We start from the raw sequence: 24,430 nt of genomic DNA on the forward strand, positions 1-24,430 counted from the left end.
CCGTCGTCCCATCGCACCCGAGGAATCCACGCCCATGACCCCCGCCGAAGGCGACCGTGACACCCAGCGCATCCTGATCGTCGACGACGAGCCGGCGGTGCGCGAGGCACTCCAGCGCAGCCTCGCGTTCGAGGGCTACGACACGCAGGTCGCCGTGGACGGCGCGGACGCGCTGGAGAAGGCGACGGTCTACCGGCCCGACCTGGTGGTCCTGGACATCCAGATGCCGCGCATGGACGGCCTGACGGCGGCCCGCCGTATCCGGGGCGCGGGCGACACCACCCCCATCCTGATGCTGACGGCCCGTGACACGGTCGGCGACCGCGTCACCGGGCTCGACGCGGGCGCCGACGACTACCTGGTCAAGCCCTTCGAACTCGACGAGCTCTTCGCCCGGGTCCGGGCCCTGCTGCGGCGCAGTTCCTACGCTCCGGCGGCCGGCGCGGGCGCGGCGCCGGCGGACGACGCCCTCACCTTCGCCGACCTGCGCATGAACCTCGCGACGCGGGAGGTGACGCGGGGCGGGCGGCCGGTCGAACTGACCCGCACGGAGTTCACCCTCCTCGAGATGTTCATGGCGCACCCGCGCCAGGTCCTCACCCGCGAGCAGATCCTGAAGGCGGTCTGGGGCTTCGACTTCGAGCCGTCCTCCAACTCGCTGGACGTGTACGTGATGTACCTGCGCCGCAAGACGGAGGCGGGCGGTGAGCCGCGCCTCGTGCACACCGTGCGAGGGGTCGGGTATGTGCTGCGACAGGGCGGAACCGAGTGAACAGGGTCGTACGGCGGTTCCGGACCCTGCCCATCCGGGCCCGGCTGTCGATGCTGGTCGCCGCCGCCGTGGCGTTCGCGGTGGCAGCGGTGTCGGTGACCTGCTGGTTCATCGTCCAGGGGAAGCTGTACGACCAGGTCGACCAGGATCTCGAGAAGTCCCTGGTTGTGTCGCGGGGGCTCCAGGACCAGGCCGAGTCCGCGGTCAACAACTGCACCACGAAGGCGTCGCTGAACCCCGGCAACGGACCGCCGCGCAACACCTACTACCAGGTGGTCACGGAGGACGGAAAGTCCTGTGTGACGCCGTACTCCGCCGGCGCGGTCACGGTGGCCGAGTCCGACAGGGACCTCATCAAGCGGGGAAGCAGCACCCACGGGAGGTTCCGCAACGGCACCGACTCGGAGGGCAACGACGTACGCGTCCTCATCCTGCCGGGGCTCACGGTCGCCGACCCGGTCACGCAGAGCACGTCCAACGCCGCCCTCCTCATCGCGCTCCCCCTGAAGAACACCCAGTCCACCCTCAACGACCTCGCCCTCCTGCTCCTCCTCGTCTCCGGCATCGGGGTCGTCGGCGCCGGAGCCGCCGGGCTGGCGGTGGCCCGGGCGGGGCTGCGGCCCGTCGACAAGCTCACCGAGGCCGTCGAGCACGTGGCCCGCACCGAGGACCTCAGCGTGCGCATCCCCGTCGAGGACGACGCCGAGGACGAGGTGGCCCGGCTCTCCCGTTCCTTCAACTCGATGACCGCCTCCCTCGCCGACTCCCGGGAGCTGCAACAGCAGTTGATCGCGGACGCCGGGCACGAACTGCGCACCCCCCTGACCTCTCTGCGCACCAACATCGAGCTGCTGACCCGCAGTGAGGAGACGGGCCGTCCGATCCCGGAAGCGGACCGGAAGGCGCTGCTCGCCTCCGTGAAGGCGCAGATGACCGAGCTGGCGGCACTCATCGGCGACCTTCAGGAACTGTCCCGTTCCGAAGGGCAGCGCGGTGAGCGTGTGCAGGTGGTGTCCTTCGAGGACACCGTCGAGTCGGCGCTGCGCCGGGCCCGGTTGCGCGGCCCGGAGCTGACCATCACCGCGTCGCTGGAGTCCTGGTACACCCGGGCGGAGCCGGCCGCGCTGGAGCGGGCGGTGGTCAACATCCTGGACAACGCGGTGAAGTTCAGTCCCGAGGGCGGCACGGTCGACGTCCGACTCGTCGACGGGACGCTGACCGTCCGCGATCACGGTCCCGGCATCCCGGCCGACGAACTCCCGCACGTCTTCGACCGTTTCTGGCGCTCCCCCGGCGCGCGGGCCCTTCCCGGCTCCGGTCTCGGTCTGTCGATCGTCGCCCGCACCGTGGAAGAGGCGGGCGGTCAGGTCACGTTGGAGCGAGCAGCCGGCGGCGGCACGGTGGCGACGGTCCGGCTGCCGGGGGCGCCGACCCCTCCGCCGGAAACTCCGGGAGACGTGTCGGCAACGCCTTAGGGGACGTGTCGGCAACGTCTTAGAGAGACGTGTCGGCAACGCCTTGGAGATCTTCGGCAACCTTTTCGTTCCGGGCGGCGACCATGCCACGACCCGAACCCCCCACGGGTGGCCCCTCCACGGAACGGAATCCCGCACATGAGCGATATCAGCGGCACGCCCAGGCGTCGGCACCGCAGGCGCGGCAAGGCCCTCGCGCTGGGCGTCCCCCTCACCCTGACCGCGGCCGGCGCTCTCGCCTACGGCACCGACCTGGGCGCCTTCGGCAGCGGCGCGCAGCACACGGCGTCGGCCGCGACCGCCGCCCCCGCCTGGGCGACCGCCTCCGCCGACGGGTTCGCCTCGGTGAACGCCCTGGGGCAGAACGGCACCTACGGCGGCCGGAACGGCAAGACCGTCACTGTGAAGACCCTCGCCGACCTGGAGAAGTACGCGACCGCCAGTGAGCCGTACGTCATCGTCGTGGCGGCCGCCATCAACATGAATCCGGTCGGCAAGGAGATCAGGGTCCAGTCGGACAAGACGATCGTCGGGTCGGGGACCTCCGGGCACATCGTCGGCGGCGGGTTCTTCCTCGGCCAGGGCGTCCACAACGTGATCATCCGCAACCTGACGATCCGGGACGCCTACCAGGGCGTCTGGAACGACAAGGAACACGATTTCGACGGCGTTCAGATGGACGGCGCCCACCACGTCTGGATCGATCACAACGACATCCGGCACATGGCCGACGGCCTCATCGACAGCCGCAAGGACACGACCTACCTGACCGTCTCCTGGAACAAGCTGAGCCAGGAGAACAAGGCGTTCGGCATCGGCTGGACCACCAACGTCACCGCCGACATCACGATCCACCACAACTGGGTCCGCGAGACCGAGCAGCGCAACCCGTCCACCGACAACGTCGCCCACGCGCACCTGTACAACAACTTCCTGGAGGACGTGGCCGGGACGGACATCAAGTCGTCGTACGGCAACTACTCCCGCGGCAAGACGAACATGGTGCTGGAGAACTCCTACTTCCAGGGCATGACCAATCCCGTGGTCCGGGACACGACGGCCACCCTCGTCCAGCGCGGCAACCTGTTCTCCGGCACGAGCGGCAAGAACGAGAGCGGCGGGTCGGGCGCGGCCTGGAACCCGAAGACGTACTACCCGTACACGCTGGACAAGACCGCGGACGTCCCCGCGCTCCTCAAGTCGGGTACAGGCCCGCGCAGTTCGATCGGTACGACGACGGCCACGACCACCGCCGCCACCACAACCACCACCACGAAGGCTGCCGCTGCCGCGACGCTCACCGTCGCCAAGGACGGCAGCGGGCAGTACACGACCGTGCAGGCCGCCGTGAACGCCGTACCCGCGAACAACCCCTCGCGCGTGGTGATCGCCGTCAAGCCGGGCACGTACCGCGAGCTGGTGAAGGTGCCCGGCAACAAGCCGCACGTCACCATCCAGGGCACCGGCGGCAGCCGCAAGGACACCACGATCGTCTACAACAACGCGTCGGGCACCCCCAAGCCGGGCGGCGGCACGTACGGCACCGGCGGCAGCGCGACCGTCGCCGTCGAGGCGGACGACTTCCAGGCCCGCAACCTGACCATCTCCAACGACTTCGACGAGGGCGCCCACCAGGACATCGCCGGCCAGGCGGTCGCCCTGCGCACCGCCGCCGACAAGGTGTTCCTGGACGGCGTCATCGTCAGCGGCGACCAGGACACCCTGCTGGTCGACACCGCGTCCAAGGACAAGCTCGGCCGCGTCTACATGACGAACTCCTATGTGATCGGCAACGTCGACTTCATCTTCGGCCGCGCCACCGCGGTGATCGACAAGTCCGTCATCACGCTGAAGAAACGCTTCAACGGCACCTCGGCCGGCTACGTCACCGCGCCCAGCACCGTCGCCGGACGCAAGGGCATCCTGATCGCCAACACCACGATCGGCGGGGACGTCTCCGACCGCAGCTTCCACCTCGGCCGCCCCTGGCACGCCGGCGGCGACGCGAGCCTCGACCCGCAGACCACCGTCCGCAACAGCACCCTGAGCGCTGCGATCAGGACCGCGCCCTGGACCGACATGAGCGGCTTCCACTGGAAGGACGACCGCTTCGCGGAGTACCAGAACAAGGGCGCGGGCGCCGGCGCCGCGAGCAGCGAACGCCCGCACCTGTCCGACGCCCAGGCCGCCGGCCAGGAGGTCGTCGACTGGCTCGGCGACTGGACGCCCACCGCGTCCTGAACCGCCGCCGAGGGGGCGGCGACCCCGCCCCAACGCCGAAGAGGCGGCCGCGTCGGTGACGCGGCCGCCTCTTGTCACGGAGAGCCGGGTGTACGGAAAAGCCGGGTGTACGGAAAAGCCGGGTGCAGGGAAAAGCAGGTGTTACTGCACGATCGTGATGCGGTTCGCCACCGGCGGCGCGAGCGGGCCCGCCGCCGAGGAGTTGGCGAGCAGGTACTGCTCGAGGGCCGACAGGTCGTCGACGCCGACGAGGTCGTTCGTGCCCTGGCCCAGCGTGGGGAAGCCGTCGCCGCCGCCCGCGAGGAAGCTGTTCGTCGAGACGCGGTAGGTGGCGGCCGGGTCGATCGCCGCGCCGTTCAGCTTGATGGAGTCCGTGACGACACGGTCCGCGCCGGCCTTCGTCAGGTCCAGCGTGTACGTCAGGTTGGCGGACGGCTGAAGGATCTTCGGCGCGGTCGCGTTCGGGCCGCTCACCTGCTCCTTGAGCACCTGGATCAGCTGGGCGCCGGTGAAGTTCTGCAGGTTCACGGTGTTGGAGAACGGCTGCACGGTGAAGCCCTCGGCGTAGGTGACCACGCCGTCGCCCTCCGCGCCCTTGGCCGCGTAGGTGAGGCCGGCCCGCACGCCGCCCGGGTTCATCAGCGCGAGGTCGGTGTCCGCGTCGAGCTTCTTGCCGTACCAGAGCTGGGCGTCCGCGATCAGGTCGCCCATCGGCGACTCGGTGCCCGTGCTCGGGACGTCCGCGGTGATGTAGCCGATCGCGCGGTTGCCGATCGGCGCCGCCAGCGTGTTCCACCTGCTGATGAGCTCGGTCATGTCGGGCGCCTTGGCGACGGTCCGGGTGACCACGTGGTTCGCCGACTTGACCGCCGTGCGCGCGATGTCGCCGGTGTAGCGGTCGTACGTCAGCGTGGTGTCCGTGTACAGACGGCCGAAGGACGCGGCCGAGGTGACCGTGCGCGGCCTGCCCGACGGGTCCGGGATCGTGCAGGCGTAGGCCGCGTGCGTGTGACCCGTCACCAGCGCGTCCACCGCCGGCGTGACGTTCTTCGCGATGTCGACGATCGGGCCGGAGATGCCGGCGCCCGCGCCCGGCGAGTCACAGTCGTAGTTGTAGGAGCCCGAGGCCGGCAGCCCGCCCTCGTGGATCAGCGCCACGATCGACTTCACGCCCTGCCTCTGCAGCACCTTGGCGTACTTGTTGATCGTCTCGACCTCGTCCTTGAACTTCAGGCCCTTGACGCCCTCGGCCGACACCACACCGGGGGTGTCCTCCAGCGTCACGCCGATGAAGCCGATCTTGACGTCCTTCTTCTTCCACACCCAGTACGGCTTCAGGATCGGCTTGCCGGACTTCTCGTTCAGGACGTTCGCCGCGAGGTACGGGAAGTCGGCGCCCCGGAACTTCTTGCCGCCGTAACAGCCGTCCGTCGGGTGACAGCCGCCGTTCTGCAGCCGGCCCAGTTCCATCGCGCCCTCGTCGAACTCGTGGTTGCCGACGGACGTCACATCCAGGTCGAGCTTGTTCAGCGCCTCGATCGTGGGCTCGTCGTGGAAGAGGCCCGAGATCAGCGGGGAGGCGCCGACCATGTCGCCGCCGGCCGCGGTGACCGAGTACGCGTTGCCCTTGCGGGCCTCGCGCAGATGCGTGGCCAGGTACTCCACGCCGCCCGCGTCGATCGTCTTCGTCGTGCCGTCCGCCTGCAGCTCGGTGACACGGCCGGACGAACCGGACGGGGGCTCGAGGTTGCCGTGCAGGTCGTTGAAGGACAGCAACTGCACGTCCTGGTAGCGGCTGGGCCGCGGCTTTGCGTGCTTGGCCTCGTGCGCGTCCGCCGGAAGCGCGGCGGCGAGGGCGCCGGCGGTCGCGAGAACGGCGGAGGCCGCGACAAGACGGTACGTACGGCGGCGGCCGCGTCTGTCGCTCGGCTGCGGCTGGGAAGTGGCTGGCATGCGCCCCCCTGTGGATCGGCTGGAATTCGGTGGCTCCCGTCCCGGCGCAGCCTAAGGTCAACGCGCGTAGCGCGACAGGGGGTTCGTGGTCACAACCTGGTTTCCCCTTGCCCTGTCCTTTGCCCCCGTTTTGCGGCAACCGCCCCTTACCCTCGACGCATGACCAGCGACGACACCGCACGGCTCCCCGGCTCCCGATCCATCGAGACCCACTCCGCGCTCTCCCCCGGACAGACCGAGGCCGTCCTCGCCCTGCTCGCCGAGGCCGCCCGGGCGGACGGCCAGCAGGCAGTGTCCGAACAGGGGCGGCTGCAGCTGCGCGGAGGGTCCCGCGAGGGCGTCTCCCACCTCGTCCTGACCGTCGGGGACGAACTCGTCGGCTACGCCCAACTGGAGGACACCGACTCCGTCGAGGCCCCCGCCGCCGAACTGGTCGTGCACCCCTCGCACCGCGGCCACGGCCACGGGCGCGCACTCGGCTCCGCCCTGCTCGCCGCCTCCGGCAAGCGGCTCCGGGTGTGGGCCCACGGCGGCCACTCCGCGGCCCGCCACCTCGCCCAGGTCCTCGGCCTCACACTGTTCCGCGAACTGCGCCAGATGCGGCGTTCGTTGACCGACCTGGAGCTGCCCGACCCGGTGCTGCCCTCGGGCGTGACGGTCCGTGCCTTCGTGCCCGGGCGGGACGACTCCGCCTGGCTCGCCGTCAACGCCGCCTCCTTCGCCCACCATCCCGAGCAGGGCTCCCTCACCCAGCGCGACCTCGACGACCGCAGGTCCGAGCCCTGGTTCGACCCGGCCGGCTTCTTCCTCGCCTTCCGCGGCGACACACTCGTCGGGTTCCACTGGACGAAGGTCCACGCCCAGGAGCAGCTCGGCGAGGTGTACGTCCTCGGCGTCGCCCCCGGCGCCCAGGGCGGCGGCCTCGGCAAGGCCCTCACCACGATCGGCCTGCGCCATCTCGCGGCCCAGGGCCTGCCCACCGCGATGCTGTACGTCGACGCCGACAACAAGGCGGCGGTGTCGGTCTACGAGCGTCTGGGCTTCCTCACCCACGAGACGGACCTGATGTACCGCACCGAGACGTGAGGCGCGAGGAGGCCGAGCTGTCGTCGGGACAGCTCGGCCTCCTCCCGCGCCCGGGCTCGGCTCACACCGTCGCCGCCGACGCCCTTTCATGGCCGGGAACGGAGACACTGCGCCGTTCGTCTTCCCTCCCCCGCTCGAGTCGCCGCCTGCGGCGAAGAGCGGACAGCCCAGGACGGCGAGGGCCGCGAGGGCGGACACGGTGATGACGGCTTTCTTGCTCACGCTGACCAGGCGTCTCCCCTCCCAGTTCAGCCGCGAGCTGAAGCACGGCACCGTCGCGGCCCGCCTGGACGCAGGGAGTGTCCCCGACCCGCCGCCCCGCCGACCCGCCAGCTGGCCACCAAGTTCGCCGCGACCGCCGCCGGCTTCCGGCTGCCGCGCCGCCGCACGGTCTGAACCCGCGAGATCCGGCGTGAGGGACGTCCCTCCACCCTGCTCCCGGCCCCGCCCCGCCCCCGCCCCCGCCCCCGCAGGCCGCCCCCCGATATCCCGCACGCCATGTCTCCGTAACCGTCGGTTAAGACGACCTTGCGACGCTCGGCGAATGAAGCCCGCCGTGCCCGAGCCTTCGCCGCCTCCCGAGGCACTTCAGCCCCACCAAGGCTCCGCCGCGACCCCGCCCACACGTTCCGACGCGCCCGTCTCGCTGTTCGCGCGGAACAATAGGTACATGAGCCAGTCAGACACCCAGGCCGAGGTCCAGCACGCGCAGCCCTCCGTGGGCTCCATAGCCGCGCACCGCCCGCACACCGTGGCTGCCGTCGTCTCCGATCTGGAGCCCGACATCGACGCCGACCTCGACACCTACGAGGAGGCCCCCTACGACGGCCCACAGCTGCCGCAGGGACGTTTCCTCGACCGGGAACGCAGCTGGCTCGCGTTCAACGAGCGGGTCCTGGAGCTCGCCGAGGACCCCGACACGCCCCTGCTCGAGCGGGCGAACTTCCTGGCCATCTTCGCCAGCAACCTGGACGAGTTCTTCATGGTCCGGGTGGCCGGACTGAAGCGCCGCATCGCCACCGGCGTCGCCACCCGCTCCGCCTCCGGCCTCCAGCCCCGCGAGGTGCTGGAGATGATCTGGGCCCGCTCGCGGGAGCTCATGGCCCGGCACGCCGCGACCTACCACGAGGACGTCGCCCCCGCCCTCGCGGAGGAGGGCATCCACCTGGTCCGCTGGAGCGAGCTGACGGAGAAGGAGCAGGCCCGCCTCTTCACCCTCTTCCGGCACCAGATCTTCCCGGTCCTGACCCCCCTCGCCGTCGACCCCGCGCACCCCTTCCCGTACATCTCGGGTCTCTCGCTCAACCTCGCGGTCGTCGTGCGCAACCCGGTCAGCGGCCACAAGCACTTCGCGCGCGTCAAGGTGCCGCCCCTGCTGTCCCGCTTCCTGGAGAGCTCCCCCGGCCGGTACGTCCCCATCGAGGACGTCATCGGCGCCCACCTGGAGGAGCTGTTCCCGGGCATGGAGGTGCTGGAGCACCACGCCTTCCGGCTCACCCGCAACGAGGACCTCGAGGTCGAGGAGGACGACGCCGAGAATTTGCTCCAGGCCCTGGAGAAGGAGCTCATGCGGCGCCGCTTCGGGCCGCCGGTGCGTCTGGAGGTCGAGGAGTCCATCGACCGCGAGGTCCTCGACCTGCTGGTGCGCGAGCTGAAGATCAGCGAGGCCGAGGTCTACCCGCTGCCGGGCCCGCTCGACCTCACCGGCCTCTTCCGCATCAGCGGCCTCGACCGGTCCGAGCTGAAGTACAAGAAGTTCATCGCCGGCACCCACCGCGACCTCGCCGAGGTCGAGTCCGCGTCCCCGCCGGACATCTTCGCCGCCCTGCGCAGCCGGGACGTCCTGCTGCACCACCCGTACGACTCCTTCTCGACGTCCGTGCAGGCGTTCCTGGAGCAGGCGGCGCTGGACCCGGACGTCCTCGCCATCAAGCAGACCCTGTACCGCACCTCGGGCGACTCCCCGATAGTGGACGCGCTCATCGAGGCCGCCGAGTCCGGCAAACAGGTCCTCGTCCTCGTCGAGATCAAGGCCCGCTTCGACGAGCACGCCAACATCAAGTGGGCGCGCAAGCTGGAAGAGTCCGGCTGCCACGTCGTCTACGGCCTCGTCGGTCTGAAGACCCACTGCAAGCTGTCGCTGGTGGTCCGCCAGGAGGGGGACACGCTGCGGCGCTACTGCCACGTCGGCACCGGCAACTACCACCCGAAGACGGCCCGGCTCTACGAGGACCTCGGCCTGCTCACCGCCGACCCGCAGGTCGGCGCGGACCTCTCCGACCTCTTCAACAGGCTCTCCGGCTACTCCCGCCGCGAGACCTACCGACGCCTGCTCGTCGCCCCCAAGTCGCTGCGCGACGGACTGATCTCCCGGGTCGACAAGGAGATCCAGCACCACCGCGCCGGACGGCCCGCGCACGTCCGCATCAAGGTCAACTCCATCGTGGACGAAGCGCTCATCGACTCCCTCTACCGGGCGTCGCAGGCCGGCGTGCCGGTCGACGTCTGGGTACGCGGCATCTGCGCCGTGCGCCCGGGCGTGCCGGGCCTGTCGGAGAACATCCGGGTCCGGTCCATCCTCGGCCGCTTCCTCGAGCACTCCCGCGTCTTCGGCTTCGGCAACGGCGGGGAGTCCGAGGTCTGGATCGGCAGCGCCGACATGATGCACCGCAACCTCGACCGTCGTATCGAGGCCCTGGTCAGGGTCACCGACCCGGCGCACCGGGCGACGCTGAACCGGTTCCTGGAAACAGGCATGTCCGACGCCACCGCCTCCTGGCACCTCGGCCCCGACGGCGAGTGGACCCGGCACGCCACCGACGCGGAGGGCAGCCCCCTGCGCAACGTCCAGGAGATGCTCATAGACGCCCGGAGGCGCCGGCGTGGCACAGCGACACCATGACCTGACGGCGGCCTCCGCGGCCGGGCCCGTCACCACGGGGGACGCCCTCGAGGGCTACCTGCGGGCCCAGGCCACGGAATTCCTCCGCGCGCTGCGCCAGCACCGCGAGGCGGGGAACGCGACATCGCACGGTGCGCCTCAGGGCGCGTCGCACGGCACGTCGCATTCGCCGGCGCACGGCACGTCGCACGCGTCGGCGGGCGGCGCGGAGGAACGGGACGACGCGGCGCGCGCCCTGCGCCGCTCGGCCCGCCGCATCAGCGCCACCCTGCGCACCTTCCGTCCCCTCCTCGACTCCGAGTGGTCGGAAGCGCTCCGCCCCGAACTGTCCTGGCTGTCCGCCACATTGGCCCTGGAACACGCCCACGGCGCCCGCCTGGAACGCCTGCTGCTCGCCCTGAACCGCCTGTCCGGAGCGGCCCCGGAGCCGTCGGCGGTACGCGTGCCGACGTCCGCGCCCGCACCGGGCACGACCGTCACAACGTCCACACCGAGCACACTGGGCACACCGAGCACTCTGGGCACTGTCGCCACACAGCCCACACCGGACGCCCCCGTCGCACCCGGCACTCCTGTCCTGCTGCCCGCCGCCCCTCCTGCCACGGCGGCGACCCGCCCCCGTACGGCGGGGGCCGCGCGCGGTCCGCAGAGCGCGACCCTCACCGTCGGCGCGGCGAAGGCCGGCGCCCTTCTGGACCGTCAGCTCACCCTCGCCCGCACCCGGGCCCACTCGACCGCGCTCCAGGCCCTCGGCTCCTCCCGCTTCCACGCCGTCGCGGACCGGGCCGCCGTCCTCGCGAGCGAGGTCCCCCTCACGCCGGCCGCCGCCACCACCGACCTGCGCCCCTTCGCCGCCGCCGCCGAGGAACGCCTCGCCGACGCCGTCGCCGCGCTGCCGCTCGTCACCGCGGGCAGCCCCTACAACGCGGAGGCCCTGATGTACGGCCTCTCGGCGGACGCGGTCCCGCACCCGCAGGACGCGCCCTGGCACCACGTCCGTCTCCTGCTGCGCCTGCACCGGTACGCGTGCGAGGTCCTGAGCGGCCCGAACGCTCCGCTGGACGACGTCGGTCTGCTGACCGCCGGCGCCGCCCTCGACCGGCACCGGGACGCCTCGGAGGCGGCCGCCGCCGCGGCGCAGGCGGCCCGGACGCCCCGGATCGCACCCGCGACGGCATACGCGCTCGGCGTGCTGCACGCGGACCAGCGTCACGAGGTGGAGGCGGCCCGGTACGAGTTCCAGCGCACCTGGCAGAAACAACCCGTCACCACCACCTGCCCGACCTGACCCACCAGACACCTCAGGCCCACCAGCCACCCCAGACCGACCAGACCGACCAGCCACCCCAGACCGACCAGCCACCCCAGACCGACCAGCCACCCCAGACCGACCAGCCACCCCAGACCGACCAGATCACAGCCCTACCAGACAGGCGGTGAGCACCGGTGAGCACGGCAAGGAACCCTGACGACGCCTCCGACCCCACCCCCGTCCAGGCGGCCGGCTGCGTGCTGTGGCGCCGTTCCCCGACGGACGGCGGGCTGCAGGTGTGTCTCGTCCACAGGCCCAAGTACGGCGATTGGTCGCATCCGAAAGGCAAGCTGAAGCGCGACGAGGACCCGCTCGCGGGGGCCCTGCGCGAGGTCGAGGAGGAGACCGGTCACCGGGCCGCCCCCGGCGCGCCGCTGCCGACCGTGGGCTACGAGGTGAACGGCCGCCCCAAGCAGGTCCGTTACTGGGCGGCCGAGGCCGTCTCCGGGGTCTTCACCCCGAACGACGAGGTCGACCGCCTCCTCTGGCTGCCGCCGCCCGCCGCCCGCGACCGGCTCACCCAGCCGAGGGACCGCACCCTCGTGGACGCACTGCTGCAGGTCCTGCACCTGACATAAGGGTGCGAAGGCCGGAACCGGTCCGGAGCCGGCCCCCGGACCAGCCCCCATACCGATCCCGGACCGGCCCCGGACCGGCCTCATACCGGTCCCGCCCCCCTGCCCCACGCCCGAGGCCCCTGCCCGATGCCCCATGCCCCCCCACGCCCCAGGTGTGAGCGTTCCGGGGCCTCACCGCACCGTCCCCAGGGGTTCACTCCCCGTTCACTCCCGTCCGTGAGCGCCTTCACCTGGTCTGCCTAATTTCAGCCTTACCCGGTGCGACTTCGCACCCGACAGACTTCGCACCCACCGCACGCACGCCGCCGGATTCAGGCCGGCGGCTCCTGGAAGGACCTTCCTCAAGTGAAGCTTTCGCGCATGAACCGGCGGGCTCTCTCCCTCGGTGCTCTCGCCGTCTCCGGCGCCCTGGCCCTCACGGCGTGCGGTTCGGACGACACCGGCGCAGGCAGTGGCAGCAGCTCCTCGGCCACCACGGCCGCCGGGGCGATCAAGTGCGACGACGCCAAGGGCCAGCTCCTCGCCGACGGCTCCTCCGCGCAGAAGAACGCGATCGACGCCTGGGTCAAGAACTTCACGCAGGCCTGCTCCGGCGTCCAGGTCAACTACAAGGGCTCCGGCTCCGGCGCGGGCGTCACCGCCTTCACGCAGGGCCAGGTCGCCTTCGCCGGCTCGGACTCCGCGCTGAAGCCCGAGGACGTCGCCGCCTCCAAGTCGGTCTGCAAGGGCGGCCAGGGCATCGACCTGCCGATGGTGGCCGGACCGATCGCCATCGCCTACAACGTCTCCGGCGTGGACGACCTCGTCCTCGACGCAGCGACGATCGCCAAGATCTTCAACGGCAAGATCACCAACTGGAACGACGCCGCGATCGCCAAGCTGAACCCCGCCGCGAAGCTGCCCGACCTGAAGATCCAGCCGTACCACCGCTCGGACGAGTCCGGCACCACCGACAACTTCACCAAGTACCTGATCGCCACCGCCAAGACCGACTGGCCCTACAGCGGCGGCAAGGCCTGGCAGGCCAAGGGCGGCCAGGCAGCGGCCGGCTCCTCCGGCGTCGCCCAGGGCGTCAAGCAGACCAACGGCGCGATCGGCTACATGGAGCTGTCGTACGCCAAGGACGGTCTCGGCACCGTCGCGGTCGACACCGGCGCCGCGGCCCCGGTCAAGGCCTCCTCCGACGGCGCCACCAAGGCCGTCGCCGCCGCGCAGATCGTCGGCACCGGCAGCGACCTGTCGCTGAAGCTGGACTACAACACCAAGGCCGACGGGGCGTACCCGCTCACGCTGGTCACGTACGAGATCGCCTGCGACAAGGGCAACAAGGCCGACACCCTGCCGGCCACCAAGGCGTTCCTGCGCTACATCGCCAGTGAGGACGGCCAGGGCGTCCTCGCGGGCATCGACTACGCCCCGATCCCCGACGCCATCATCGCCAAGGTCCGCACCACCATCGAGGGCCTGAGCTGATCTGAGCGGTGCGGTGCGGTCCGGCGCCGGGTGCGACCCGGACCGGACCGACCGCACCCGTCCGGTGCACCGCCGCCAGGGGCCGCCGCCCGCGATCCGGCCCCACCCGAGCCGCCCCACACCCACAGGCGGCTCCGCAGACCGGAGACCCCCATGGACATAGAGACGCAGACGTCGGACACCGACGACACCCCACGCCCCACACCCCCGCCGAACCCGTCACCCCCCACCACGACCTCCACCATCACGCCCTCCACCACCACGCCCCCCTCCCCGCCCCCCGCGACAACCGACGAGAAGAAGCGCGCGGCGCGCGGCGCCACCCGACCCGGCGACCGGATCTTCCTCGCCCTCTCGCGCGGCTCGGGCATCTTCCTGCTGTCGATCATGGCCGCGATCGCGGTGTTCCTCGCGTACCGCGCCAGCCTCGCCATCAGCAAGGACGACGCGAACTTCCTGACGGCGTTCGAGTGGAACACCAGCCTCGTGCCGCCGCGGTTCGGCATCGCGGTCCTGGCCTTCGGCACGGTGGTGTCGTCGGTCATCGCGATGGTCATCGCGGTCCCGATCGCCGTCGCGATCGCGCTCTTCATCACCCACTACGCGCCGCGCCGCCTGAGCGGCCCCGTCGCGTACGTGATCGACCTGCTCGCCGCCGTCCCGTCCATCGTGTACGGCCTCTGGGGCGCCCTGGTCCTCGTACCGCACATGGACGGCCTGTTCGGCTGGCTGGACCACTACCTGGGCTGGACCGGCGTCTTCTCCTGGGACCGGGGCGCCCCGCGCTCCATGCTCACCGTGGGCATCCTGCTGGCCGTGATGATCCTTCCGGTGATCACCAACGTCAGCCGCGAGGTGTTCCGCCAGGTCCCGAAGACGCACGAGGAGGCGGCCCTGGCGCTGGGCGCCACCCGCTGGGAGGTCGTCCGCATGGCGGTGATCCCCTTCGGCCGCTCCGGCGTCATCTCGGCCTCGATGCTCGGCCTCGGCCGCGCGCTCGGCGAGACGATGGCCGTGGCCACGGTCCTCTCCCCGGACTTCGACATCCACGCCAGCCTGCTGAACCCCGGCGGCGGCACCTTCGCCCAGAACATCGCCAGCAAGTTCAACGAGGCGACGGAGTTCGGCCGTGACGCGCTCATCGCCTCCGGTCTGGTCCTGTTCGTCATCACCCTGCTGGTCAACGGCGCGGCGCGCATGATCATCGCCCGTCGCAAGGAGTACTCGGGGGCCAACGCATGAGCCACGCAAGCACAAGTGCCGACAAGGCCCCCGGCACGCTCCGCGGCGCGAGCCTGCCGAAGTGGTCCCCCTGGGCGATCGCGGCCGGCTCGCTAGTCCTCGCGGCCGTCATCGGCGTCGCCGGGGGCCTGGACAGCAAGGTCCAGTGGGGCCTGATCGCCGGCCTCCTCTTCGTTCTCGGCACGTACGGCGTCGCCGCGAAGGTGGAGGGCCGCCGCCAGGCCAAGGACCGGATCGCGACGTGCCTGGTCTGGGTGGCGTTCCTGCTGGCCGTGGTCCCGCTGGTCTCCCTCCTGTGGACGACGGCCGCGCGCGGCGTGAAGGTCCTGGACGTCTACTTCCTGACCCACTCCATGGGCGTGGTCGCGGACAGCGAGCCCGGCGGAGGCATCTACCACGCGATCCTCGGCAGCCTGGAGCAGGTGGGTCTCGCCACGGCGATCGGCGCGCCCGTCGGCATCCTGACGGCGATCTACCTGGTCGAGTACGGCCGGGGCGGTCTGGCGAAGGCGGTCACGTTCTTCGTCGACGTCATGACCGGCATCCCGTCCATCGTGGCGGGCCTGTTCATCCTCAGCCTGATGCTGATGCTCGACCTGCAGCCGTTCGGCTTCGCGGGCTCCCTCGCCCTGGCGATCCTGATGATGCCGGTGATCGTGCGCTCGACGGAGGAGATGCTGAAACTCGTCCCCAACGAACTGCGCGAGGCGTCGCTCGCCCTGGGCGTTCCCAAGTGGCGCACGATCCTGAAGGTGGTCGTCCCGACGTCCGTCGGAGGCATCATCACGGGCGTGATGCTGGCGGTCGCCCGTATCGCCGGCGAGACGGCCCCCGTCCTGCTCCTGGTCTTCGGCAACCCGTTCATCAACGCCAACCCCTTCGAGGGCGCGCAGGCGTCGCTGCCGCTGTACATCTACCAGCAGTACGCGCAGAGCGCGGGTTCGACGGCGGCCTACGACCGCGCCTGGGCGGCGTCGCTCACGCTGATCGCCTTCGTGATGATCCTGAACCTGGTGGCCCGCGGCATCGCCCGCTGGAAGGCCCCGCAGACCGGTCGCTGAAGCGGCCATGCAGCGACTGATCCATATGACCGGGAAGTGAAGTGGAAGACATGGCCAAGCGAATCGACGTCAGCGGGCTGAGCGCGTACTACGGGTCCCACAAGGCCATCGACGACATCTCGATGACCGTCGAGCCGCGCTCGGTGACGGCCTTCATCGGCCCCTCCGGCTGCGGCAAGTCCACGTTCCTGCGCACGCTGAACCGCATGCACGAGGTGACGTCGGGCGGCCGGGTCGAGGGCAAGGTGCTGCTGGACGACGAGGACCTGTACGGGGCGGGCGTGGACCCGGTGTCGGTCCGCCGCGAGGTCGGCATGGTCTTCCAGCGACCGAACCCGTTCCCCACGATGTCGATCTTCGACAACGTGGCGGCCGGCCTGCGCCTGAACGGCTCCTACAAGAAGAGCGAACTGGCCGACATCGTCGAGAAGTCCCTCCAGGGCGCGAACCTCTGGAACGAGGTCAAGGACCGCCTCAACAAGCCGGGCGCGGGCCTGTCGGGCGGCCAGCAGCAGCGGCTGTGCATCGCCCGCGCCATCGCGGTGGAGCCGAAGGTCCTGCTGATGGACGAGCCCTGCTCGGCCCTCGACCCCATCTCGACGCTCGCCATCGAGGACCTGATCGGCGAGCTGAAGGAACAATTCACGATCGTCATCGTGACGCACAACATGCAGCAGGCGGCGCGCGTCTCGGACCGCACGGCCTTCTTCAACCTGGCCGCGGTCGGCCGGCCCGGCAAGCTGATCGAGCTGGACGACACCGCGCGCATCTTCTCCAACCCGTCGGTGCAGGCCACCGAGGACTACATCTCGGGCCGCTTCGGCTGACCGGACACCTCGCGGTGCTGCATGGCGGTGCCACCGCGAGGCACACGAAAGGGCCCGCCCCTGCTCCCGGGGGCGGGCTCTTTCCTCGACTCAAGAGGATCTGGAGGATCTAGAGGATCTGGAGGATCTGGAGGATCTAGAGGAAGGCCAGATCCACGATCCAGAAGGCGCACGCGGCGACGATCGCGGCCGCCGGCATGGTGATGAACCAGCCCATCACGATGTTCTTGGCGACCCCCCACCGCACGGCGTTGATCCGCTTCGTCGCTCCCACGCCCATGATCGCCGAGGTGATCACATGAGTGGTCGAGATCGGCGCGTGGAACATGAACGCGGTGGTGAACATGATCCCGGCGCCGGTGGTCTCGGCGGCGAAGCCCTGCGGCGGGTCCAGTTCGATGATCTTCCGCCCGAGCGTGCGCATGATGCGCCACCCGCCCGCGTACGTGCCGAGCGACAGCATCACGGCGCAGGCGATCTTCACCCACACCGGGATCGGTGCGTCGGCGCTCTGGACGTCGCCGATGACGAGCGCCATCACCACGATGCCCATCGTCTTCTGCGCGTCCTGCAGACCGTGCCCCAGCGCCATGCCGGCCGCCGACACCGTCTGAGCTATGCGGAAACCCCGCTTGGCCTTGTGCGGATTGGCCCGCCGGAACATCCACAGGATGGCGGTCATCACCAGATAACCGGCGACGAGTCCGACCACTGGCGACAGGAACATCGGGATGACGACCTTGTCGAGCACCCCGGACCAGATGACCTCCGTACCGCCGGCGAGCGCCGCGCCCACCATGCCGCCGAACAGCGCGTGGGACGACGACGAGGGCAGCCCGAAGTACCAGGTCACGAGGTTCCAGACGATCGCGCCGATCAGCGCGGCGAACAGGATCCCCATGCCCTTGGAGCCGTCGGGGGTCTCGATCAGCCCCTTGCTGACGGTGTGCGCGACGCCACTGCCAAGGAAGGCGCCGGCGAGGTTCATCACCGCGGCCATGGCCAGCGCGGCGCGCGGCGTCAGCGCCCGGGTGGAGACCGACGTGGCGATCGCGTTAGCGGAGTCGTGGAAACCGTTGGTGTAGGTGAATCCGAGCGCGACGCCGATGGTCACGATCAGAGCGAAGGTGTCCATGAAGGGCTCAGGACTCCTTGACCGCGATGGTCTCCACCGTGTTGGCCACGTGCTCGAAGGCGTCGGCGGCCTCCTCCAGCACATCCACGATCTGCTTCAGCTTGAGCACCTCGATGGCCTCGTACTTGCCGTTGAAGAGATGCGCGAGCAGCTTCCGGTGGATCTGGTCGGCCTGGTTCTCGAGCCGGTTGACCTCGATCCAGTACTCGGTGAGGTTCTCCATGGTCCGCAGGTTCGGCATGGCCTCGGCGGTCAGCTCGGCCGCCCGGGACAGCACCTCGATCTGCTGCTCGACGCCCTTGGGCAGTTCCTCGATGTTGTAGAGGACGACCAGGTCGACGGCCTCCTCCATGAAGTCCATGATGTCGTCGAGGGAGGACGCGAGGTTGTAGATGTCCTCGCGGTCGAACGGCGTGATGAACGAGGAGTTCAGCTGGTGGAAGATCGCGTGCGTCGCGTCGTCGCCTGCGTGCTCCGCGGCCCGCATGCGCTCTGCGATCTCGGCCCGGCCGGCGGGGTCCGCCCCGAGCAGTTCCATCAGGAGTTTCGAGCCCGTGACGATGTTGTCCGCGGATGCGGCGAACATGTCGTAGAAGCTCGTCTCCCTGGGGGTCAGACGAAAGCGCACGTTGGGGTCCTCAAGATGCATCGGTTTCGGTCAGGCTGATGCTAGGCGCATCATCCGGCCACGGCTAATGGGGCCGCCCCCAGTGTCGCCCATGGGCCGCAGCGGTCTGCAGGGGGGCGACCGGACCGCCCGGACGGGGACCGGGTTCCCGCCGAAGTTCGGTACCATATACCCAGTAGGGGTATATGTCGGAGCCGGAGCGCTGGAGGACACGATGACGACCACCGAGGCCGACGCGGAAGCCCTCTCGGCCCCAGACCCGCTCACCCCTGCCACCCCGGAACACCCGGAAGTCCCCGAACAGCAGGACGACGCCGAACAGCCGGAGCACGGCAAGGACGCGGACGCCGAGCACGCGGACGCCGAGCACGCGGACGCCGAGCATCCGGCCGGAGCCGTGCACGGCTACCACGAGCAGAAGGCCGAACACCTCAAGCGCCTGCGCCGCATCGAGGGCCAGATCCGCGGCCTGCAGCGCATGGTCGACGCGGACACCTACTGCATCGACATACTCACCCAGGTGTCCGCCTCCACCAAGGCCCTGCAGTCCTTCGCCCTGCAGCTCCTGGAGGAACACCTGCGGCACTGCGTCGCCGACGCGGCCCTCAAGGGCGGCGACGAGATCGACGAGAAGGTGGAAGAGGCGACGAAGGCGATCGCCCGCCTACTGCGCACCTGAGCCCGCGGCCCCTTCCCTCCCGGCCCGCTCCTCCTCGCCCACCCGCAGCACCTGGTCGATGCTCTCCATGCTGAGCCGGTCCTCCCCGGCCGCCGAGGCCGCGATGATCAGCTCCCCGCACAGTTCGATCTCGGCGAGGGCCACGTGGTCCTGAACTGCCGTACCGCCGCCCGGAGCCACGCGCATCACCTCGTCTCTGCCGTCACCGGCTTCCTAGAGTAGGGAGCGCTCCGTACGGCGCGCATGGCACGGACGGGCTAGTCCTTACGACCGCCCTGTGGCCGAAAACACTCCGCGCATGCGGTGCCCCTACTCCGCGATGCGCCCTGCGTAGATGTCGTCCGCGGCCGGCAGCCGCACCTGGACGGGGGCGCCGAAGTCGTACAGCAGGGTCGTCGAGGCGACGGCGACGGCCTCCCGCTGCTGCCCGTTCACAAAGCTGAACCGGTGCCGGACCTTGCGGATCCGCCCCTCGTCGTCGAGGTAGACGTCGAACGGCACCCGAGCCGTGGCGAACCCCTTCGCCGCCGCCCGCAACGCATCCCGCCCGCCCGCCGACGCGTTCTCGGCGGCCGCCGTCAGGTCGGCGGTGCCCCGGTAGTGCCGCACCGCGGTCCCGGCCACCTCGGTCCGCCCCACGTACGTCGCCGTGCGCGTCCCGCGCAGCACCTCGGCGGCGGCGAACGGGTCGGTGGCCCCGCCGGTCACCAGGTTCCCGTCGGACAGCGTCGCCGTCTCCACCCGCACCCATTTGTCGTCCGGCACCCCGGCTCCCCGGTTCTTCATGAACAGGGCCCCGGGCGCGAGGAGTTCGGTGATCGGACGGTGCTCACTGGTCCCGGCCGGATCCTGCGGCAGCAGCACCTTCAGCTGCCCGAGCTGCCTGCGGTAGTCGTAGACGCCCTGCCCGCGGATGGTGACCAGGGTCCCGCCGGTGGCCATCTCCATCGACGTACGCGCCTTCGACGTACCCGCCGCGACGAGAGCGTCCGCGGCCCGGTGCAGCGTCCGCACGGGATCGGCCGCCCGGTCGTCCCGGCCGCCCGGGGCGGCGGCCCCGTCTCCGGAACACCCCGCGGCGCACACGCAGACCCCGGCCACGATCCCGGCCACGATCCCGGACCGGACCGCCGCGCCCGTCTTCCTCCGACCCCGCTCCGCCATGACCTGCCAACCCCCAGCCGGTACGTCCGTCACAGACCCCCCGTCGCTCCGCTTAACGACGGCTGGGTGCCCCCGTCACGCGGACCGGGCCGAAGCCGGGGCGCCGCAGCTGGGTAACGTTGTCCGGGTGACGCAGCAGGACGGCTCGCCCTCCCCCCGCACCGACGGGGAACACCGCACCACAACCGTCGAACAGGGCCGCTTCTGTCTCGCCCGCTGCACCTGCGGCTGGCGCGGCCCGGCCCGCAGAGCGAGAAGCATGGCCAGATCCGACGCGGAGACCCACGCCCCCGGCTGACCGACCACCGCTCCCCCTCACAGACCCCACCGACCCAGGCGGACGTCACCGTTGCGTCACCGCCGACGGCCGTCGGAACCTGTGCTCTCATGGCCCCGTCTCGCTCCGTGAAGCCGACAGCGGCCGAGGGAAGGCGCACACCATGGAACGGCGTACGTTCATCGCGGGCGGCACGGCCGCGTTCGCGACGGCAGTGACCGCGTGCACGGCGAACGGCGGCAGGTCCGGACGGACGACGGCGCTCACTACGACCAGCGTCTCCGCCCCCGCGAACTGGGCCGCCCTGGCCCGCGGCCTGGACGGCACGCTGGTCCGCCCCGGCGAGGCCTCCTGGGCGGCGGCCCGGCAGCTCTACAACACCCGCTTCGACAACCTCAGGCCCGCGGCGGTGGCCTACGTCGCCCACGCCGACGACATCCGTGCGGTCATGGCCTACGCCCGCGCCCACCGGATCAAGGCCGCGATCCGCAACGGCGGCCACTCTTACGGCGGCTGGTCCTCCGGCGACGGCCGGCTGATCATCGACGTCTCCAAGCTGAACCGGGTCCGGGCGAGCGGCGGCTCGGCGGTGGTCGGCGCGGGCTCCAAGCTGATCGACGTCTACCGGGCGCTGGCGGCTAAGGGCGTGACGATCCCCGCGGGCTCCTGCCCGACCGTCGGCGTCTCCGGCCTCGTCCTGGGCGGCGGCCACGGCGTCGTCTCCCGCGCCTACGGCCTGACCTGCGACAGCCTCACCCGCGCCACGATCATCACCGCGGACGGCAAACAGCTCACCGCCGACGCGACGAGGAACACCGCCCTCTTCTGGGCCCTGCGCGGCGCCGGCAACGGCAACTTCGGCGTCGTCACGGAGCTGGAGTTCAGGACGCACCCCGCGCCCCAGGCGGTGACGGGCTACCTCACCTGGCCCTGGTCGAAGGCGGCCGCGGTGGTGAAGGCGTGGCAGGAGTGGGGCCCGGCCCAGCCCGACGAGATCTGGTCCTCCCTCCACGTGGCGAACGCCCCCGGCGGCACCCCCACCATCTCCGTCGCCGCGTTCTGCATCGGCACGTACGGCCAGCTGCAGAACGCCGTCGACCGCCTCACGGACCGGGTGGGCGCCCCCGCGACGAACGTGTCCCTGCGCCGACGCACGTACGAGGAGGCGATGGAGATCTACGCCGGCTGCTCGTCCTTCACCTCGGACGCCCAGTGCCACCTGCCGGGCTCCACGCCGGGCCGCTCCCCGCAGGGCGCGCTGGGCCGGGAGACGTACGCGGCCCGCTCGGACTTCTTCGACGTCTCGCTCTCGGCGGCCGGCATCCAGACCCTGCTGAGGCAGATCACATCGGTGCGGGGCGGCTCGGGCAGCATCGCGCTGACGGCGCTGGGCGGCGCGGTGAACCGGGTCTCGCCGCTGGCCACCGCCTTCGTCCACCGCCGCTCACGCATGCTGGCCCAGTACATCGCGTCCTGGCGGGCCGGCACGGCGGGGACGGCGGCGCAGTCCTGGCTGAACACCGCCCACCGCGCGATGGCCCCGTACGCCTCGGGCGCGGCCTACCAGAACTACGCGGACCCGGCCCTGACGAACTGGCGCAAGGCCTACTACGGCGACGCGCTGCCCCGCCTGACGCGGCTGAAGCAGCACTACGACCCCAACGGCTTCTTCACCTACCCCCAGGCCCTCTGAGACGCCCGGAGCGGAAAGCTCAGGCGGCGAGATCCCGCTCCTCCGCGGCGACCCCGGTCCGGGCGCCGCGGGCGAGCCCTTCGCGATCGCCGGCCCGAGCCGAACGGCTGCGCACCAGCCACCCCATCCGGGGCGACCGGTCGACGGCCCTCAGCACCGGGGTGAGCAGCATGGAGGCGACCGGCGACAGCAGCAGCGCCACGGCGGTGCCGAGCGCGAACCCGCCGACCACGTCGGTCGGGTAGTGCACGCCCATGTAGACCCGGCAGAATCCCTCGAGCAGGGCGACCCCTATCCCGACGAGCCCGAACTTCCGGTTGGCGACGAAGAGCCCCACGGCCATGGCCATGGTGAGGGTGGCGTGGTCGCTCACGAACGAGTAGTCGGTCTTGCCCGAGACGAGCACCTCGAGGCCCTGGTGATCGCGGAAGGGCCGCGGCCGCTCGACGAACCCCCTTATCGGCACGTTCACCAGCACGGCGACGGCGGCGGCGAGCGGCGCCCACACCAGGGCGGCCACGGAGGAGGCGGCCTCCTCGGCGGTGCCCGGCCGGCGGCGCACTCCCCACCAGCACGCCACGATCAGCAGCATCATGGCGAACAACAGCCCGTACTCACCGACGAACTCGACGATGCGGTCGAACCAGTGCGGGGCGTCCTTGGCCAGCCCGTTGATGTCATAAAGCAGGTCGACGTCGGGGTTCGACCCGGATTCGGCGAGTCCAGCCATGGTGCTGCGGCCCCTTCGTCGTGTTCTGCTCGGCGCGGCTCGCATGCGCCCGCTCCAACAGGAACGCACGACTCCCGTTGATACGTTCCACTCTCCACTGAATGATCACTCAGACGTTATCGAAGAGAGACGGATCGGCGCAGCTCAGCGCTGAGGCTCCGGCCCGCCTCACACCGTCGTCGGGAGCGCTTTCGCGCCATCTTCGGTGACCCGGGTGGCTCCGAAGTACTCGGCGGTGTCGATGGGGTCGAACCGGATGACGGCCCCCGTGTAGGGCGCGTCGATCATGTACCCGCCCCCCACGTACATCCCGACGTGGTGGATGGCCCGCGAATTGTTGAGATCGGTGGAGAAGAACACCAGGTCCCCCGGCAGCAACTCGCTCCGCTTCGGATGCGGCCCGGCGTTGTACTGGTCGTTGGCGACCCGGGGCAGGGTGATCCCGACGCTCTCGTAGGCGGCCTTGGTCAGCCCGGAGCAGTCGAACCGTCCCCCCTGGTCAGCGGTGCCGTTCCCACCCCACAGATAGGGCGTGCCGAGCTTCTTCTGCGCGAAGTAGATGGCCCCGGCGGCCTGCTTCGACGGATCCACCCGAGAAACGGGAGCAGCGAAGGACTTCTCGAGCGTCGTGATCGTCTTCACGTAGGTCCGCGTCTCGCTGTACGGGGGCACCCCCCCGTATTTGATGACCGCGTCCGGTCCCGCGTTGTAGGCGGCGAGCATGTTGTGCGTGGGGTCGCCGGGGACCGACTTGACGTACTTCGCGAGGGCGCAGTCGTACGACGCCGCCGATGGAATCGCGTCATTCGGATCCCACACGTCACGGTCGCCGTCGCCGTCGCCGTCGACGCCGTGCGTGGCCCAGGTTCCGGGGATGAACTGAGCTATTCCCTCCGCCTTCGCCGGGCTCTTGGCGTTGGGGTTGAATCCGCTCTCCTGGTACAGCTGCGCGGCGAGCAGCGCGGGATTGATCGCCGGGCAGTGGTTTCCCCACTTCTGCACGAGCGTCTGGTACGCGGCCGGCACGGCCCCCTTGGCCAGCCCCACGCTCTTGCCGCCCACGCCGTTGACGATGTTCCCTGCGACGACGTACACGCCGACGACGAGCAGCATCACGAAGCTGAGCCCCGCCCCGGCCAGGGCACCCGCCACGATCCACGCCTTACGCACCGTCAACCGCCCCTCGCCCGCGCGGGATCCCG

At 70.6% G+C, this 24,430-nt stretch carries 21 protein-coding genes; 14 read left to right on the forward strand and 7 right to left on the reverse strand.

Translation table 11 applies throughout. The features are described from left to right. Positions 1–34 precede the first annotated feature (34 nt). The 3 genes from QA802_RS19750 to QA802_RS19760 all read left to right on the forward strand — a co-directional run bounded on the left by QA802_RS19750 (position 35) and on the right by QA802_RS19760 (position 4,488). Positions 35–772 (forward strand): response regulator transcription factor, encoded by a 738-nt coding sequence (locus QA802_RS19750; RefSeq protein WP_334524428.1) that lies wholly within the window; start codon positions 35–37, stop codon positions 770–772. Beyond that, the gene (locus QA802_RS19755; RefSeq protein ID WP_334524430.1) at positions 769–2,247 is read left to right on the forward strand and encodes a HAMP domain-containing sensor histidine kinase; all 1,479 of its coding nucleotides are present in this window, start codon (positions 769–771) and stop codon (positions 2,245–2,247) included. The genes QA802_RS19750 and QA802_RS19755 overlap by 4 nt, the downstream gene beginning before the upstream one ends. Positions 2,248–2,385: 138 nt before the next feature. After that, positions 2,386–4,488: a pectinesterase family protein gene (locus QA802_RS19760; RefSeq protein ID WP_334524432.1), complete on the forward strand. Its 2,103-nt coding sequence runs from the start codon at positions 2,386–2,388 to the stop codon at positions 4,486–4,488. A 141-nt stretch (positions 4,489–4,629) separates the two neighbouring features. Here QA802_RS19760 and QA802_RS19765 read toward each other — a convergent pair whose 3' ends face one another. Next, positions 4,630–6,441: a bifunctional metallophosphatase/5'-nucleotidase gene (locus QA802_RS19765; protein WP_334524435.1), complete on the reverse strand. Its 1,812-nt coding sequence runs from the start codon at positions 6,439–6,441 to the stop codon at positions 4,630–4,632. 159 nt (positions 6,442–6,600) lie between these two features. On the opposite strand from QA802_RS19765, the gene mshD reads away from it, so the two are divergent. From mshD to pstB, 8 genes are all read left to right on the forward strand, one after another. Continuing rightward, positions 6,601–7,527, forward strand: coding sequence for a mycothiol synthase (mshD, locus tag QA802_RS19770; protein ID WP_334524438.1), 927 nt, complete (start codon positions 6,601–6,603; stop codon positions 7,525–7,527). 670 nt (positions 7,528–8,197) lie between these two features. After that, positions 8,198–10,429, forward strand: a complete 2,232-nt coding sequence (locus tag QA802_RS19775; protein ID WP_334524441.1) for an RNA degradosome polyphosphate kinase — start codon at positions 8,198–8,200, stop codon at positions 10,427–10,429. Then, positions 10,410–11,717 carry a CHAD domain-containing protein gene (locus QA802_RS19780; RefSeq protein WP_334524443.1) on the forward strand — a complete coding sequence of 436 codons (1,308 nt, stop codon included), beginning with the start codon at positions 10,410–10,412 and terminating at the stop codon, positions 11,715–11,717. The genes QA802_RS19775 and QA802_RS19780 overlap by 20 nt, the downstream gene beginning before the upstream one ends. A gap of 158 nt (positions 11,718–11,875) precedes the next feature. Then, a complete protein-coding gene (locus QA802_RS19785) occupies positions 11,876–12,319 on the forward strand; it encodes an NUDIX hydrolase (RefSeq protein WP_334524445.1) in 444 nt (147 codons plus the stop codon). 345 nt (positions 12,320–12,664) lie between these two features. After that, positions 12,665–13,792, forward strand: a complete 1,128-nt coding sequence (pstS, locus tag QA802_RS19790; RefSeq protein ID WP_334524448.1) for a phosphate ABC transporter substrate-binding protein PstS — start codon at positions 12,665–12,667, stop codon at positions 13,790–13,792. A gap of 153 nt (positions 13,793–13,945) precedes the next feature. Continuing rightward, entirely contained in the window at positions 13,946–15,034 is a 1,089-nt protein-coding gene (gene pstC, locus QA802_RS19795; RefSeq protein WP_334524450.1) for a phosphate ABC transporter permease subunit PstC, read from the forward strand. Next, positions 15,031–16,095, forward strand: a complete 1,065-nt coding sequence (gene pstA / locus QA802_RS19800) for a phosphate ABC transporter permease PstA (RefSeq protein WP_334524452.1) — start codon at positions 15,031–15,033, stop codon at positions 16,093–16,095. The genes pstC and pstA overlap by 4 nt, the downstream gene beginning before the upstream one ends. Positions 16,096–16,145: 50 nt before the next feature. Continuing rightward, positions 16,146–16,922, forward strand: a complete 777-nt coding sequence (gene pstB / locus QA802_RS19805) for a phosphate ABC transporter ATP-binding protein PstB (protein ID WP_334524455.1) — start codon at positions 16,146–16,148, stop codon at positions 16,920–16,922. A gap of 136 nt (positions 16,923–17,058) precedes the next feature. On the opposite strand, the gene QA802_RS19810 is transcribed toward pstB, so the two are convergent. Together QA802_RS19810 and QA802_RS19815 are read right to left on the reverse strand one after the other, a co-directional pair. Next, positions 17,059–18,057, reverse strand: coding sequence for an inorganic phosphate transporter (locus QA802_RS19810; protein WP_319172203.1), 999 nt, complete (start codon positions 18,055–18,057; stop codon positions 17,059–17,061). Between the two features lie 7 nt (positions 18,058–18,064). Further along, entirely contained in the window at positions 18,065–18,685 is a 621-nt protein-coding gene (locus tag QA802_RS19815) for a DUF47 domain-containing protein (RefSeq protein ID WP_319172204.1), read from the reverse strand. A gap of 214 nt (positions 18,686–18,899) precedes the next feature. Here QA802_RS19815 and QA802_RS19820 point away from each other — a divergent pair, with 214 nt between their 5' ends. Next, positions 18,900–19,364 carry a metal-sensitive transcriptional regulator gene (locus tag QA802_RS19820; RefSeq protein ID WP_334524465.1) on the forward strand — a complete coding sequence of 155 codons (465 nt, stop codon included), beginning with the start codon at positions 18,900–18,902 and terminating at the stop codon, positions 19,362–19,364. On the opposite strand, the gene QA802_RS19825 is transcribed toward QA802_RS19820, so the two are convergent. Further along, positions 19,350–19,550, reverse strand: a complete 201-nt coding sequence (locus QA802_RS19825; RefSeq protein ID WP_319172206.1) for a hypothetical protein — start codon at positions 19,548–19,550, stop codon at positions 19,350–19,352. The genes QA802_RS19820 and QA802_RS19825 overlap by 15 nt on opposite strands. A gap of 123 nt (positions 19,551–19,673) precedes the next feature. Further along, positions 19,674–20,528 carry an SCO4651 family lipoprotein gene (locus tag QA802_RS19830; RefSeq protein WP_334524467.1) on the reverse strand — a complete coding sequence of 285 codons (855 nt, stop codon included), beginning with the start codon at positions 20,526–20,528 and terminating at the stop codon, positions 19,674–19,676. A gap of 127 nt (positions 20,529–20,655) precedes the next feature. Between QA802_RS19830 and QA802_RS19835 the strand changes: the two genes are divergently transcribed. Both QA802_RS19835 and QA802_RS19840 read left to right on the forward strand, forming a co-directional pair. Next, a complete protein-coding gene (locus tag QA802_RS19835) occupies positions 20,656–20,826 on the forward strand; it encodes a hypothetical protein (protein ID WP_319172208.1) in 171 nt (56 codons plus the stop codon). Positions 20,827–20,968: 142 nt separating this feature from the next. Beyond that, positions 20,969–22,498: an FAD-binding oxidoreductase gene (locus QA802_RS19840; RefSeq protein WP_334524470.1), complete on the forward strand. Its 1,530-nt coding sequence runs from the start codon at positions 20,969–20,971 to the stop codon at positions 22,496–22,498. A gap of 19 nt (positions 22,499–22,517) precedes the next feature. On the opposite strand, the gene QA802_RS19845 is transcribed toward QA802_RS19840, so the two are convergent. Together QA802_RS19845 and QA802_RS19850 are read right to left on the reverse strand one after the other, a co-directional pair. Next, positions 22,518–23,228: a phosphatase PAP2 family protein gene (locus QA802_RS19845; RefSeq protein ID WP_334524472.1), complete on the reverse strand. Its 711-nt coding sequence runs from the start codon at positions 23,226–23,228 to the stop codon at positions 22,518–22,520. 168 nt (positions 23,229–23,396) lie between these two features. Next, a complete protein-coding gene (locus QA802_RS19850) occupies positions 23,397–24,404 on the reverse strand; it encodes a C40 family peptidase (protein WP_334524474.1) in 1,008 nt (335 codons plus the stop codon). Positions 24,405–24,430: the final 26 nt, after the last annotated feature.

The organism is Streptomyces sp. B21-105, from assembly GCF_036898465.1.
In the GTDB taxonomy this organism is placed as follows: domain Bacteria; phylum Actinomycetota; class Actinomycetes; order Streptomycetales; family Streptomycetaceae; genus Streptomyces.

What these genes read in the sequence shown, in the direction of transcription:
- QA802_RS19760 (WP_334524432.1), top strand. Translation starts at nt 2,386, where the DNA reads ATGAGCGATATCAGCGGCACGCCCAGGCGTCGGCACCGCAGGCGCGGC.
- QA802_RS19840 (WP_334524470.1), top strand. Translation starts at nt 20,969, where the DNA reads ATGGAACGGCGTACGTTCATCGCGGGCGGCACGGCCGCGTTCGCGACG.
- pstA (WP_334524452.1), top strand. Translation starts at nt 15,031, where the DNA reads ATGAGCCACGCAAGCACAAGTGCCGACAAGGCCCCCGGCACGCTCCGC.
- pstC (WP_334524450.1), top strand. Translation starts at nt 13,946, where the DNA reads ATGGACATAGAGACGCAGACGTCGGACACCGACGACACCCCACGCCCC.
- QA802_RS19810 (WP_319172203.1), bottom strand. Translation starts at nt 18,057, where the DNA reads ATGGACACCTTCGCTCTGATCGTGACCATCGGCGTCGCGCTCGGATTC.
- QA802_RS19750 (WP_334524428.1), top strand. Translation starts at nt 35, where the DNA reads ATGACCCCCGCCGAAGGCGACCGTGACACCCAGCGCATCCTGATCGTC.
- QA802_RS19820 (WP_334524465.1), top strand. Translation starts at nt 18,900, where the DNA reads ATGACGACCACCGAGGCCGACGCGGAAGCCCTCTCGGCCCCAGACCCG.
- QA802_RS19830 (WP_334524467.1), bottom strand. Translation starts at nt 20,528, where the DNA reads ATGGCGGAGCGGGGTCGGAGGAAGACGGGCGCGGCGGTCCGGTCCGGG.
- QA802_RS19775 (WP_334524441.1), top strand. Translation starts at nt 8,198, where the DNA reads ATGAGCCAGTCAGACACCCAGGCCGAGGTCCAGCACGCGCAGCCCTCC.
- pstB (WP_334524455.1), top strand. Translation starts at nt 16,146, where the DNA reads ATGGCCAAGCGAATCGACGTCAGCGGGCTGAGCGCGTACTACGGGTCC.
- mshD (WP_334524438.1), top strand. Translation starts at nt 6,601, where the DNA reads ATGACCAGCGACGACACCGCACGGCTCCCCGGCTCCCGATCCATCGAG.
- QA802_RS19825 (WP_319172206.1), bottom strand. Translation starts at nt 19,550, where the DNA reads ATGCGCGTGGCTCCGGGCGGCGGTACGGCAGTTCAGGACCACGTGGCC.
- QA802_RS19765 (WP_334524435.1), bottom strand. Translation starts at nt 6,441, where the DNA reads ATGCCAGCCACTTCCCAGCCGCAGCCGAGCGACAGACGCGGCCGCCGC.
- QA802_RS19845 (WP_334524472.1), bottom strand. Translation starts at nt 23,228, where the DNA reads ATGGCTGGACTCGCCGAATCCGGGTCGAACCCCGACGTCGACCTGCTT.